The organism is Sorangium sp. So ce1153 (assembly GCF_051521595.1).
In the GTDB taxonomy this organism is placed as follows: domain Bacteria; phylum Myxococcota_A; class Polyangia; order Polyangiales; family Polyangiaceae; genus Sorangium.
Map to the genome: position 1 here is coordinate 4,076,554 of NZ_CP150361.1, position 13,289 is coordinate 4,089,842.

Sequence of the window (13,289 nt, forward strand, 5' to 3'; positions counted from 1 at the left end):
GGTCGCTCAGCGCCGCGCTGGCGCCGCCCGCGCCCGCGCGCTCCGCCGCGACGGAGCGTGATAGAACGGCGCGTGCCTTCCTCGATCTCGGCCTCAGCGCGCGCCTCGCGGCGCGATCCCGTCGCGACGGGCGCCCGGAGCTGGCTTTGCAGAGCGCTGGTCGGCGCGTGCTGCGCCGGGGCGCTCGGCTGCGCGAAGAGCTCGCCCCCGGCGCCCGCGCCCGCCGCGCCGGCCGCCGCCTCGACGGCGAAAGCGGCGAGCTCCGCGCCCGCCGGCGCGCGGTCCGCGCCCGCCGGGGCGTCGCCCGCACCTCCGCCGGCCGATCCCGAGCGACTTGCCGAGGCGCCCCCGCGCGAGCGCTGGGTCGGCACGCTGGAGCTCACGAAGGGCGCGCAGCCCATGATCGCCGGGCGGATCATGTCGCGGGAGGACGCCGAGCGCTGGCTCGGCCCCGACTGGCGCGCGCTGAGCGGGCAGCGCGTCCGCGTGCTGGCGGTGCTGCGGGACCACGTCTGCGAGCCGCACGCGCAGTGCCTGCAGGGCGGGCGCATCCCGCTGCTCGAGCAGGTCGCGTCGGTCGACCTGTGCAGCGACGCCGGCGCCGATGGCCGGGCGGAGGGCGTCGATTGCGCCCCGTCGCGTGCCCAGAGCGCGCGCTGCAAGGCCGAGTGCAGCAGCCTGAGCGACAGCTGCGATCATCAGGGCGCCGGCGACCGCGGCGCGCTGCGCCGCTGCGGTTGCGCCAAGATCACGTGCGAGCAGGGCTGCGGGGAAACCGGCGAGCCTTCCTTCGCGTGCAGGTGACGCCGTGCGCGCCGAGCATCTCGACGCTCACGGAGGAGAGGAAGAGAGTGAACCACAGAGGCACAGAGGGCACAGAGGTATGAAGATGAGATGTTGAGCTCTCTCCGAGCTCTCTTTCAGGTCTCTCTCCGAGCTCTCTCTCCCTCTGTGCCTCTGTGCCTCTGTGCCTCTGTGGTTCACTCTCTCTGGCTCACACGACCACGCCCGTCGCTCCAGGCTCGGCGCCACGCTCCGCTCCTCGCGCCCGCACGGCGGCCTGTTCGCGAGGCGCCGCTCGTGGAACGCGGCTCGCTCTTCCGCGGTCGAGCGCCGTCGCGGGCGAAGCGCAGGGGGGACAAAGCGGCGAAGGCCGCCCGGCGCATGCCAGGCGGCCTCCGCGAGCGAGCTTCCGCTGCGCTGGATCAGGCGCCTTCGCGCGCGAGGACCGGCGCCGCAGCGGGCAGCGAGGACGGGCGCTCCGACACGGCCGTGTGAACGCCGCCCTCGCCGAGCGAGTAGGCCTCCTCGCCGTGGAGGATGCCGTCGAGGCCCTCGTCTTCGGTCTCCGTGTCGACCCGGAAGCCCATCACCGCGTTGATCCCCTTCACGAGCACGAAGGTGACCACCGCCGCGTAGCCCGCCGCGACCAGGGCCGCGATCGCCTGCTCCGTGAGCAGCGCGGAGTTGCCCTTGATGAGGCCGTCCTGGCCGGCCGAGTTCCACACCTTGGAGGCGAACACGCCGGTGAGGAGCGCGCCGAGGAGGCCGCCCACACCGTGGATGCCGAACGCGTCCAGGCTGTCGTCATAGCCCAGCTTGCCCTTCATCATCACGGCGCCGTAGCACACGGCGCCCGCCGCGAGCCCGATCGCGATCGAGGCCATCGGCCCGACGAAGCCCGCGGCCGGCGTGATGGCGACGAGGCCCGCGACGAGCCCCGACGCCACGCCGAGGAGCGACGGCTTGCCGAAGCGCACGGCCTCGATGAGCGCCCAGGCGAGCGCGCCGATGGCGGCCGCGATGTGCGTGTTCACGAACGCCACCGTCGCGAGCCCGTTCGCGGCGAGCGAGGAGCCGCCGTTGAAGCCGAACCAGCCGAACCACAGCATGCCGGCGCCGAGGAGCGTCATCGTGAGGTTGTGCGGCACGATCTTGCGCGTCGGGTACCCCTTGCGCTTGCCGATCATGATCGCGATCACGAGCGCGCTCGCGCCCGAGGCGAGGTGCACGACGGTGCCGCCGGCGAAGTCGAGCGCGCCGCGCGCAAGGAGCCACCCGCCCGGGTTCCACACCCAGTGACAGATGGGGCTGTAGACCGCGAGCGACCAGAGCAGCGTGAACACCACATACGACGAGAACTTGATGCGCTCCGCGTACGCGCCGGAGATCAGCGCCGGCGTGATGATCGCGAACATCATCTGGAACGCCATGAACAGGAGGTGAGGCACCGTCGTCCCGGCGCGCGGGTCCGTACCAACACCGTTCAGGAACGCGTAGTCGAGGCCGCCAATGAACCCGCCCTTGGTTTCGGCGAACGCCATCGAGTAACCGAGCGTTACCCACGCCAGGGTCACGATCCCCATGGCGAAGAAGCTGTGCATGAATGTGCTGAGCGTGTTTTTCGTTCGGACCATGCCCCCGTAAAACAGGGCCAGCGCTGGCGTCATCAGCAGAACCATTGCCGACGAGACCAGGAGCCAGGTGGTGTCCGAGGCGTTGATTTCGTTCACTGGTGGCCTCCTCGACCGCGAAGGTAAGAGAAGGCAGTTTTCCGGAATGTTTCGCCGGCATGTACTTCACGAACTCGTGAAACATGCTACCGCGACGCAGCGAGTCAGCCCCGTGTGCTGCCCAACTGTCCGGGCGCGTTACAGACTGGGGCGTTCAGCGCGTTGACAGATTTGCAGCGCGGCTACATGGCGGCGCCGCGCTCCTCGGGTCAGCGCCACTCCGGGTAGAGGGCCTTCCCTGTCTCGAGGAGGCTCTTCATGCTCGACAGGATCGCCGGCCACCCGTTGCTGATGGCCGGGAGCACCTTGCTGTCCTCCGCGAAGTCGCCGTGGGTGAGCGTGAGCTTCACGTGCGGGCCCAGGAGGGTCAGCTCGAACGTGACGCGCGACGGGCGCTCGCCGTGCTTGTTGCCGAAGGTGTAGGAGAGGAGCTTCGGCGGGTCGGCTTTGAGGATCTCGCCTTCCCAGTCGAAGGAGCCGTCTTCCTTGACGTGCCTCACGGACGACCCTGGCCTCCAGTCGGACTGGATGGTCCTGCCGCCCCAGTATTGCCGGGTGAACTCCCCGGTGGTCAGCGCCTCCCAGACCTTCTCCAGCGTCGAGGCGATGTACGTCACGTAGACGAACTCGGGCTTACTCATCGTTGCTCTCTCCCTCCAGCGTGCGCTTGAGCGCGCCGAGCGCGCGCACGCGCTGCCGCTCGTATTTGCCTATCCATCGTTCGTAGATCTCGCCGATGGGCGCGGGGTTCAGGTAGTGGAGCTTCTCCCGGCCCTGCCAGACGACGACGACGAGGTTGGCGTCCTCCAGCACGGCCAGGTGCTTGCTCACCGCCTGGCGTGTCATCTCCAGCCCCTCGCAGAGCTGCCCGAGGGTCCGGCCGTTCTCGGCGTGCAGCCGGTCGAGCAGCTTCCTGCGGCTCCTGTCGGCGAGCGCCTTGAAGACCTTGTCCATCGAGCCGGCGCTCACCGGACCATCATGCAACCGTTTGGTTGCATGTCAAGCGCCGGCGCGCGGGCCAGCCACGCCGCGCGCCCTGGGCCGGGCAGCTCAGCTCACCCGCGCCCGCTCGCCTGGATGCTCTCCCGCACCCGATCGAGCGCCCCCCGCACCTCGGGATCCCGATCCAGCTCCGCCGGCGGCGCCGCCAGCCGCAGCGACCAGTTCTCCGGCCCCACGGTCCCCGGCGTGTTGATCCGGTCCCGCGTCGCGAGCACATCCTGGACGAGCAGCAGCACGAGCTCGCTCTTCGCCCCGTGGATCAGATCGAGCAGCGCCCGGTGCGTCTCCTTCGTGAACTCCCGGCCGAACTCGTTCCGACGCGGCGCGAGCTGCGGCAGATCGAGCACCCCGGCGCGCTCCCGGTCGTCCCGCGACTCCCACCACACCACCACCGAGTCGGTGTCGTGCGTCCCGAAGCACGACACCGACAGCGGCGGATACTCCGCCGGATCGCGGAACACCACGTCGTCCTTCTCCCAGATCAGCACCTTGTAGCCCGGCACGCCGAGCTCGGTCAGCGACGCCCGCACCCACGGCGGCACCGCGCCGAGATCCTCCGCGACGAGCTTCGCCCCGGTCTCCGCCGCCCCCTCGATCATCGCCCGCACGACGCGCTCGCCGTGCTCGCGCTGCGCCGGCTCCTCCGCCGGATCGAACGTCGCCTTGGGCCGCTCGCCCCCCTGACCCTGGCCCTTCTGCTCCGGGAAGATGTACGTCCGGTAGAAGCCGACCAGGTGATCGATCCGGAACCGATCGTAGAGCAGCCCCGTGTAGCGGCACCGCCGCCGGAGCCACGCGAAGTCGTTCTCCCGCATCCGGGCCCAGAAGTACGGCGGGAGCCCCCAGTTCTGCCCCTCCGTGTTGAACTGGTCGGGCGGCGCGCCGACCGACATGTCGTGCCGGAACTCGTCCTGGTGCGCCCACACGTCGGCGCTGTCGCGCGCCACCATGAACGGGAGATCGCCCATGATCTCCAGCCCCTTGCCCCGGAGATCCGCGCGCGCCGCCTCCCACTGCGTGTGCGCGAGCCACTGGACGTACTCGTAATAGAGGATGTCCCGCGCGCGCTCGCGCCGCAGGTTCTCGAGCGCCGCCGGCTTGCGCTGCCGGATCTCCTCGGGCCAGTCCCACCACGCGATGCCCCCGAAGCCGTCCTTGAACGCGCGGAACTGCGCATAGTCGGGCAGCCAGTCCGACTGCTGCTTCACGAACGCCGCCAGCTCGGCCGCGCGCGGCGTCTGCTTCGCGTGGTGCTCGCGCTCGAACCGATCAAAGGCGAAGCGGAGCGCCCGCCCCTTCACGCGCCGGACGAGATCGTAGTCGACCCGCGGGCTCTTCTTCGCGCGCTCGAGCGCCTCGACGTCCTCGCCGAGCGCCTCGCCGACCGCCTCCGCCGGCAGCTCCGGCACGGCCGAGAGCGAGATGTACATCGGATCGATCCCGAAGGCGGAGAGCGCCATGTAGGGCGACGTCTCGCCGCCCGCCACCTCGCCGAGCGGCAAGAGCTGCACGAGGCGCAGCCCCACGGGCTGCACCCACGCGGCGAACTCGGGGAGATCGCCGATCTCGCCGATGCCCCACGAGCGCTCGCTGCGCAGCGAGAAGAGCGGCACCGTCACGCCGGAGATGCGACGGCGCGCGCCCGAGGAAGAGGGTGAGCTCTGAGACGAGCCCTGCGACTGGTTTTCAGCAGAGGGGGAAGACATGTGCTTTCTTGGCTTGGCTCCAGGCGTTCGGGGGCGGAGTCTATCCCGGGTCGCGCGCCTTCGCGATGCTCCTTCCGCGCGCCGAGCGCTCGTCACGCCGCCGCTGCAGCGCGCGCAGGCACCACCCGACCGGCGGCCGGGCGGCGCCCGAACCGGCGGGATGGTCCGGGAGCCCCGGCGCGGTAAAAAAGTCGAGCCGCGGGCGCTTGTGTCTCGACAGCGGCGCTGATTTCGCGAATAGGGCGGCTCCACAGGTTTTTCGATGACCAGACGCATATGGCCCGGTACGCCGACCCCCCTCGGCGCCGTCTATGACGGCGAGGGGGTGAACTTCACGCTGTTTTCACAGTCCGCCACGAAGGTCGAGCTCTGCCTCTTCGAGGCCGTCGACGACGTCGTGGAGCGCGTGCGCATCGAGCTCTCCGAGCGCACGGCGCACGTCTTCCACGGGTACGTGCCGGGGCTCAAGCCCGGCCAGCTCTATGGCTACCGGGTGCACGGGCCGTACGACCCGCGCTCGGGGCACCGCTTCAACCCGGCGAAGCTCCTCGTCGATCCGTACGCGTACGCGCTCTCCAGCGAGCCGAACTGGAAGGCGCCGCTCTACGCCTACGACCGCGGCGAGCACCCCGAGCGCGAGGGCACCCCGAGCAAGCCGCCCCCGAAGCCCGGCCGCGACGGCGCGGCGGGCGAGAAGGGGGACGGGGCGCGCGCGAGCAAGGCGGCGAGCGAGCGCCGCGCCTCGGAGCCGCCGCCGAGGGCGAAGGAGTGCTCGGTGCCGCCCCCGCCGCCCCCTCCGCCGGCGCCCCTCGACGACCTCGAGATCTGCCACCGCGACAGCGCCTGGGGCGCGCCGAAGTCCGTGGTCGTCGACCACCGCTTCGCGTGGGACGGCGACAAACCGCCGGCGACGCGCTGGCAGGACACGATCATCTACGAGGTGCACGTCAAGGGCTTCACGCAGCGGCACCCCGGCGTCCCCGCGCACCTGCGCGGCACCTACGCGGGGCTCGCCTCCGAGGCGGCGATCGCGCACTTCAAGAAGCTCGGCGTCACGGCGCTCGAGCTGCTCCCCGTGCACGAGATGGCGAGCGAGCGCGAGATCTGGGAGCGCGGGCACATCAACTACTGGGGCTACAACACGCTCTCGTACTTCGCGCCCGCGGGCCGCTACGCGTCGAGCGGGCGGCTCGGCCAGCAGGTGAACGAGTTCAAGGCGATGGTGAAGGCGCTCCACGCCGCCGGCATCGAGGTGATCCTCGACGTCGTCTACAACCACACCGCGGAGGGGAACCACCTCGGCCCGACGCTCTCGCTCAAGGGCGTCGACAACTGGAGCTACTACCGGCTCGTCCCGCACAACCCGCGCTACTACATGGACTTCACCGGGTGCGGGAACACGGTGAACACGCGGCACTACCAGACGCTGAAGCTGGTGATGGACAGCCTGCGGTACTGGGTGACCGAGATGCACGTCGACGGCTTCCGCTTCGACCTCGCGTCGGCGCTCGCCCGCGGGCACCACGACTACGACCGCCTGAGCTCGTTCTTCGACATCATCCACCAGGACCCGGTCCTCTCGCGCACGAAGCTCATCGCGGAGCCGTGGGACGTGGGCGAGGGCGGCTATCAGGTCGCCAACTTCCCCGTCCTCTGGACGGAGTGGAACGATCGCTACCGCGACTCGGTGCGCCGCTTCTGGAAGGGGGATCTGCTCGCGGCCGACCTCGGCTACCGGCTCACCGGGTCGAGCGACCTGTACGCGTCGAGCGGGCGGCGGCCGTACGCGAGCGTCAACTTCGTGACGGCGCACGACGGCTTCACGCTGAACGACCTCGTCTCGTACAACGACAAGCACAACGAGGCGAACGGCGAGGGCAACCGGGACGGCACGAACAACAACCACAGCTACAACCACGGCGTCGAGGGCCCCTCCAGCGACCCCGCGGTGGTCGAGCTGCGCGAGCGGCAGAAGCGCAACCTCCTCGCGACGCTGCTCCTGTCGCAAGGGGTGCCGATGATCAACGCCGGCGACGAGATCGGCAAGACGCAGAACGGCAACAACAACGCGTACTGCCAGGACAACGAGCTCTCCTGGCACGACTGGGACCTCGACGAGCGGCGCAAGCAGCTCTTCGAGTTCACCTGCCGCCTCATCGCGCTCCGGCGGAGCCAGCCCGTGCTGCGCCGGCGGACGTTCTTCTCGGGCGGCTCCGTCCACGGCAGCGGGATGAAGGACATCGTGTGGTTCCGGCCTGACGGCGCCGAGATGAACGCGGAGGACTGGACCCACCCGAACGCGCGGGCGATCGGCTACTTGCTCGGGGGCGACGCCATCTGCACGCCCGACCCGCGGGGCGAGCCGATCACCGGCGACACGCTGCTCGTCCTCATCAACGCGAACCACTCGCCGCTCGAGTTCGTGCTGCCCGCGGTCGAGCTCGGCGAGCGCTGGGAGGTGCTCATCGACACCCGCACCGCCGCGGAGCCGGGGCGCACGGTGCCCGCGAGGGCAGGGGGGGAGCGCTACCTCCTCGTCGACCGGTCCGTGGCGGTGCTGCGGCTCCTGGAGCGGAAGGGCACGAACACGAAGAAGAAGGTCAGGGCCCCGAAGTCGCGGAAGGGCTAGCGGGGAGCGCGGGCAGAGAGAGAAGAGATCAACCGCCAAGAGCGCCAAGGACGCCAAGACGAGAGAGAGAATTTAAATTTTCTCTTTCTCTCTTGGCGTTCTTGGCGTCTTGGCGGTTCAAATCTCTTTCTTCACATGCTCCGCTGCTCGGGAGCACCGCCGCTCACATCGCCGCGCGCTCTCCCTCGAGGGGCGCCGCCGCGGCGGTCAGGCGGTCGACGACGGCGCGGTTCGAGTCGGCCGTGTGCCGGCAGTTGTCGCATCGCTCGCAGGCCGGCACGCTCACGCCGTCTTCCAGGTCGACCGCCTCCTCGAAGTACGCCTTCAGGACCGCCATCCTGCACTCCGGGGTCTCGGCGTAACGCATCACCGCCTCGAGCCGCTCGCGATCGCCCACCCGCCGCTCCTCGTAGGCCCGGAGGAACGCGTCGAACTCCGCCTCGTCGGCGAAGTCGCGCAGCCTGCGCACGCCGCGGCTCCGGTCGATGATCCCGGCCGACTCGAGCAGCGCCACGACCACCTTCACCTTGCGCTCGGGCAGGTCCGCGACCTCCGCCAGGGTCTTCACCGGGATGCCAGGACCCCTCCGCTTGCCCTCGGGCCGCTGCGCCTCGAGGCGGCCGATGGTCTCGTAGACGCGGTGGCTCTCGTCGGAGCGCGGGTACTTGCCGCCCAGGAAGAACGCCTGGATTCGCCGGTCCTCCACGCGATAGAGGAGGATGCCCCGCGCCGGGCGGCCGTCGCGCCCGGCGCGCCCGGCCTCCTGGTAATAGCTCTCGAGCGAGTCGGGGAAGTTGTAGTGGACGACGAACCGGATATCGGGCTTGTCGATGCCGAGGCCGAACGCCTTGGTCGCGACGATGATCCGGTACTCGTCGTTCATGAACCGCTGCTGCGTCTCCTCCCGCTCCTTCGGGCGCATCTGCCCGTTGTAGCGGCCCACCCGCACGCCGCGGCCCTCGAGCCAGCGGTGCAGATCGTTCGCGACCCGGACCGTCGCCGCGTACGCGATCCCGACGCCGCTCTCCTCCTCGAGGATCTGCAGGAGGCGCTCGCGCTTCTTCTCCTCGTTCGGGGTGCGGAGCACCTCCAGCGACAGCTGAGGGCGGTCGATGCCGGTGTTCACGACCGCCGCGGACCGCATGCCGAGCTGCTCCACGATGTCATTCGCCACCTCCGGCGTCGCGGTGGCCGTGAGCGCCAGGACCGGCGGCCGCCCGAGCGCCGCGATCGCGTCGCGGAGCGCGAGGTACGCAGGGCGGAAGTCATGGCCCCACTGAGAGACGCAGTGCGCCTCGTCCACCACGAAGAGCGACACGCCCGAGCGCCGGAGGAGCTCGATGTACTCCGGGTTCTCGAGCCGCTCGGGCGTCACGTAGATGAGCGGTAGATCGCCGTGACGGATCCCGTCGACGGCCTCCCGCTCCTCGGTCGTGCTCAGCGTGGAGTTGAGCCTGGCCGCAGGGATGTCCGCCTCCGCCAGCTTCTCCTGTTGATCTTGCATCAACGAGATGAGCGGTGAGACGACCACAGCGGGGCTCGGCAGGAGGAGCGCCGGGAGCTGATAACAGAGCGACTTGCCCGCTCCGGTGGGGAGGAGCCCCAGGGCGTCTCGCCCGGAGAGCACCGCCTCGATGAGCTCACGCTGGCCCGGCCGGAAGGTCTTCACGCCGAACCGCTCGCGCGCCATCTGCCGGATCTCTGGCCAGCCCTCCAGCGACATCGGCGCGCCCCTCTGTTGTTCCATGCGCGCGAGCATGGCGCGCCCTCCCTGCGCGCGCCATGCTCGCGCGCTGGAACTCGCGCCCTCGCTGCGCGGCTCCGCCGTGGCGAGTCAGGGAGTTCGTTGAGACGAAAAGCCACACTTCCGCCGGCGCGCGCGGCGCTGGCAAACCCAGGTGAAGGTTTGTAATGACTTCCATGCGCAGCGGCGAATCGCGCGGCGCGGCCGCGAGCGAGCCCGTTTCACGGCCGCTCCTCTACCAGGGTGACCGCATCGGGCGCGCGGCCGCCGCCCGGGCGCCGCGGCGGCGCGCCAGGCGACGAGGCTTTGCGCTCAGCATGTGTCCGGGCGGCGTGGGGCACACTGCTGCTGCGGTTCCCTATGGGACTCAGGTTATTCCTTCGTATGCGGAGTCGGAGCGACAGGGGCTCGTGGCGATCACGGCAAATCCCCTCCTGCACGATGCCTCATTCGAAGTAGATTCTGCCGCGGAGGCACACGAGGAATGACGGAAGCGTCGGACGATCAGAAGTTGAGCAGCCAGGCTGACAGTGCCGCGCAGCAAGCGACGGTGGCGCGGCTCGTCGAGGCGGCGTGCGAGGGCGTGGCGCCGCGGCTGCCGCGCGCGACGTACCGCGTGCAGCTCAACAAGGACTTCACCTTCGAGCAGGCGCGGAGCATCGTCGCCTACCTCGACGCGCTCGGCGTCAGCGACCTTTACTCTTCGCCCTTCTTCAAGGCCCGCCCCGAGAGCCTGCACGGCTACGACCTCGTCGATCACAACGCGCTGAACCCCGCGATCGGCGAGCGCGCCGACCTCGATCGGCTCACGGGCGAGCTCGCGGAGCACGGCATGGGCCTGCTCCTCGACTTCGTGCCCAACCACATGGGCGTCGGCACCTCCGACAACGCCTGGTGGAACGACGTCCTCGAGAACGGCCCGAGCTCGCTCTACTCGCCGTTCTTCGACATCGACTGGGCGCCGCTCAAGACGGAGCTCAAGCAAAAGGTGCTGCTCCCCGTGCTCGGCGACCACTACGGGCGCGTGCTCGAGCGCGGCGAGCTCAAGATCGCGTACGAGAGCGGCGCGTTCGTCCTCCGCTACTTCGATCACGCCTTCCCGGTGAACCCGCGGACGTTCGGGATGGTCATCGGGCCGCTCGTGCCCGGGCTCGCCGCCGCGCTCGGCGAGGAGCACGACGCGCTCCTCGAGCTGCAGAGCATCCTGACCGGGCTCCGCAACCTGCCGCCGCGGACCGAGACGCAGCGGGCCAAGGTCATCGAGCGGCGGCGCGAGAAGGAGGTCCTCAAGCGGCGGCTCGCGGCGCTCGTGGCGGACTCGCCCGACGTCGCGGCGGCGGTGCAGGAGGGGGTCGAGCGCATCAACGGCAAGGTCGGCGACCCGCGGAGCTTCGACCCGCTCGAGGCGCTGCTCGAGGAGCAGGCCTACCGGCTGAGCTTCTGGCGCACCGCCGCCGAGGAGATCAACTACCGCCGGTTCTTCGACATCAACGAGCTCGCGGCGATCAAGATGGAGCACCGGCCGGTGTTCACCGAGGCGCACCGGCTCGTCTTCGAGCTCTGCGAGCGGGGCCAGGTCACGGGGCTTCGCATCGACCACCCCGACGGCCTCTGGGACCCGATCGGCTACTTCGAGGAGCTGCAGCAGGGCTACCTGATCGAGCGCTGCCGCCGCCGCTTCTTCGCCGAGGCGGAGAGCGAGCCGGAGCCGCGCAGCTTCCTCGATCCGAAGCGCCGCCCGGAGGCCCGCTTCGCCCGGCTGGAGCCGGCGCTCCGCGCGGCGCTCGCGGCACGCGCGCGCGGGGAAGGTGCGGGCGCCGCGCTCGTCGCGCGGCCGATGTACGTCGCCGTCGAGAAGATCCTCGCCCGCGGCGAGACGCTGCCCGAGGCCTGGGCCATCCACGGGACGAGCGGCTACGACTTCACCGCGTCCGTGGGCGAGCTGTTCGTCGACGCCTCGAGCGAGGCGCCGATGACGGCGATCTACGAGCGGTTCATCGGCGACCAGCTGGATTTCGAGACGCTCGTTTACGAGAAGAAGAAGGTCATCCTGCGGACGGCGCTCGCGAGCGAGCTCAACGTGCTCACCCACGCGCTGAACCGGCTCACCGAGCGCGACCGCCGCGTCCGCGACTTCACCCTGGGCTCGCTCAACGAGGCCCTGCGCGAGGTGATCGCGTGCTTCCCGGTGTACCGGACGTACGTCAACGAGCGGACGCCGACGATCAGCGATCACGACCGCGTGGCCATCGGCCGCGCCGTCGCCCTCGCGCGCCGGCGCAACCCGACGATGGAGGCCTCGATCTTCACGTTCGTCCGCTCGGTCCTCACGCTCGACACGACGGACTTCTCCCGCGAGGAGGACCGGCGCCCCTACTGCGAGTTCGTGATGAAGTTCCAGCAGCTCACCGGGCCGGTGATGGCCAAGGGGCTCGAGGACACGTCGTTCTACATCTACAACCGGCTCGTGTCGCTCAACGAGGTCGGGGGCGAGCCCGAGCGCTACGGCGCGAGCGTGCTCGCGTTCCACCGCGGCAACGTGCAGCGGCACCGGACGTGGCCGTACTCGATGCTCGCGACGTCGACGCACGACACGAAGCGGAGCGAGGACGTGCGGTCGCGCATCAGCGTGCTCTCGGAGCTGCCGTCGGCCTGGGAAGAGGCGCTCCAGCGCGCCGCCGCCGCCGCCGCGCCGCTCAAGGCCGAGATCGAGGGCCGCCTCGCGCCGGACAGCAACGAGGAGTACCTGTTCTACCAGACGCTCCTCGGGAGCCTGCCGATCGAGCCGCTGCTCGGCCCGTCCGACGACCCGCGGGCGCCCGAGGGCGACGCGCTCTCGGCCTACGCGGATCGCCTCGTGGACTACATGCGCAAGGCCACGAAGGAGGCGAAGGTCAACACGTCCTGGATCGACGCGCAGCCCGAGTACGACGCCGCCGTCGAGGCGTTCGTGCGCAAGGCGATCGCTTCCCCGGAGGTGGTGGGCGCGCTCCTGCCGCTCGCGCGCGTCGTCGCGTACCACGGCATGTGGGGCTCGCTCTCGCAGACGCTGCTGAAGCTCACGGCGCCGGGCGTGCCCGACATCTACCAGGGCAACGAGGTGTGGGACTTCAGCCTCGTCGACCCCGACAACCGCCGCGCGGTCGACTACGCGACGCGCCAGAAGGCGCTCGCGGCGCTCCGCGCGCGGTGGAACGGCGGGGACGTCGCGCTCGCGCGCGAGCTCTGCGCCGAGGCGCGCGACGGCCGCATCAAGCTCTTCGTCACGCACGTCGCGCTCGAGCTGCGCCGGCGGCACCCGGCGCTCTTCGGGGCCGACGGGGCCTACGTGCCGCGCGCCGTGAGCGGCGATCGCGAGACCCACGTCGTCGCCTTCGCGCGCCGCGGCGGCGCGGACACGTCGAGCGCGCAGTCGCTCGTCGTCGTCGCGCCCCGGTTCAGCGCGCGGCTCGTCGGCGGCGCCTGCGCCCCGCCGATCGGCAAGGTGTGGGCCGGCACCTCCGTCGACGTGGAGCCCGGCCTCTACACGGATCTCTTCACCGGCGCCGAGATCGAGGCGTCGCCTTCCGCTTCCTTGCCGCGCGACGCGGCCGCGACGTCCGACCAGAAGGGCGGCGCGTCGCTGCCGCTCGATCGCGTGCTCTCCGATTTCCCCGTCGCCCTGCTGCTGCGGGCGGCTCAGCGAGGTCAGTGAA

Annotated in this window: 8 protein-coding genes; 3 read left to right on the plus strand and 5 right to left on the minus strand. The window is 70.4% G+C overall.

What is annotated here, in order from left to right:
• The first annotated feature begins 72 nt into the window (after positions 1-72).
• On the plus strand, positions 73-804 hold the full coding sequence (locus tag WME85_RS14500; RefSeq protein ID WP_437838719.1) for a hypothetical protein: 732 nt from the start codon (positions 73-75) through the stop codon (positions 802-804).
• 401 nt (positions 805-1,205) lie between these two features.
• Here WME85_RS14500 and WME85_RS14505 read toward each other — a convergent pair whose 3' ends face one another.
• The 4 genes from WME85_RS14505 to WME85_RS14520 all read right to left on the minus strand — a co-directional run bounded on the left by WME85_RS14505 (position 1,206) and on the right by WME85_RS14520 (position 5,221).
• On the minus strand, positions 1,206-2,513 hold the full coding sequence (locus tag WME85_RS14505) for an ammonium transporter (RefSeq protein ID WP_437838721.1): 1,308 nt from the start codon (positions 2,511-2,513) through the stop codon (positions 1,206-1,208).
• A 209-nt stretch (positions 2,514-2,722) separates the two neighbouring features.
• On the minus strand, positions 2,723-3,154 hold the full coding sequence (locus WME85_RS14510) for an SRPBCC family protein (RefSeq protein ID WP_437838723.1): 432 nt from the start codon (positions 3,152-3,154) through the stop codon (positions 2,723-2,725).
• Positions 3,147-3,467, minus strand: a complete 321-nt coding sequence (locus WME85_RS14515; RefSeq protein ID WP_437842295.1) for an ArsR/SmtB family transcription factor — start codon at positions 3,465-3,467, stop codon at positions 3,147-3,149. The genes WME85_RS14510 and WME85_RS14515 overlap by 8 nt, the downstream gene beginning before the upstream one ends.
• Before the next feature lie 101 nt (positions 3,468-3,568).
• Positions 3,569-5,221, minus strand: coding sequence for a 4-alpha-glucanotransferase (locus tag WME85_RS14520; protein WP_437838725.1), 1,653 nt, complete (start codon positions 5,219-5,221; stop codon positions 3,569-3,571).
• 262 nt (positions 5,222-5,483) lie between these two features.
• On the opposite strand from WME85_RS14520, the gene glgX reads away from it, so the two are divergent.
• The gene (gene glgX, locus WME85_RS14525) at positions 5,484-7,850 is read left to right on the plus strand and encodes a glycogen debranching protein GlgX (RefSeq protein WP_437838727.1); all 2,367 of its coding nucleotides are present in this window, start codon (positions 5,484-5,486) and stop codon (positions 7,848-7,850) included.
• A 163-nt stretch (positions 7,851-8,013) separates the two neighbouring features.
• Here glgX and WME85_RS14530 read toward each other — a convergent pair whose 3' ends face one another.
• Positions 8,014-9,597 (minus strand): RecQ family ATP-dependent DNA helicase, encoded by a 1,584-nt coding sequence (locus tag WME85_RS14530; RefSeq protein ID WP_437838729.1) that lies wholly within the window; start codon positions 9,595-9,597, stop codon positions 8,014-8,016.
• 508 nt (positions 9,598-10,105) lie between these two features.
• Here WME85_RS14530 and treY point away from each other — a divergent pair.
• Complete coding sequence (gene treY, locus WME85_RS14535) at positions 10,106-13,288, plus strand: malto-oligosyltrehalose synthase (protein ID WP_437838731.1); 3,183 nt, start codon at positions 10,106-10,108, stop codon at positions 13,286-13,288.
• Position 13,289 lies beyond the last annotated feature (1 nt).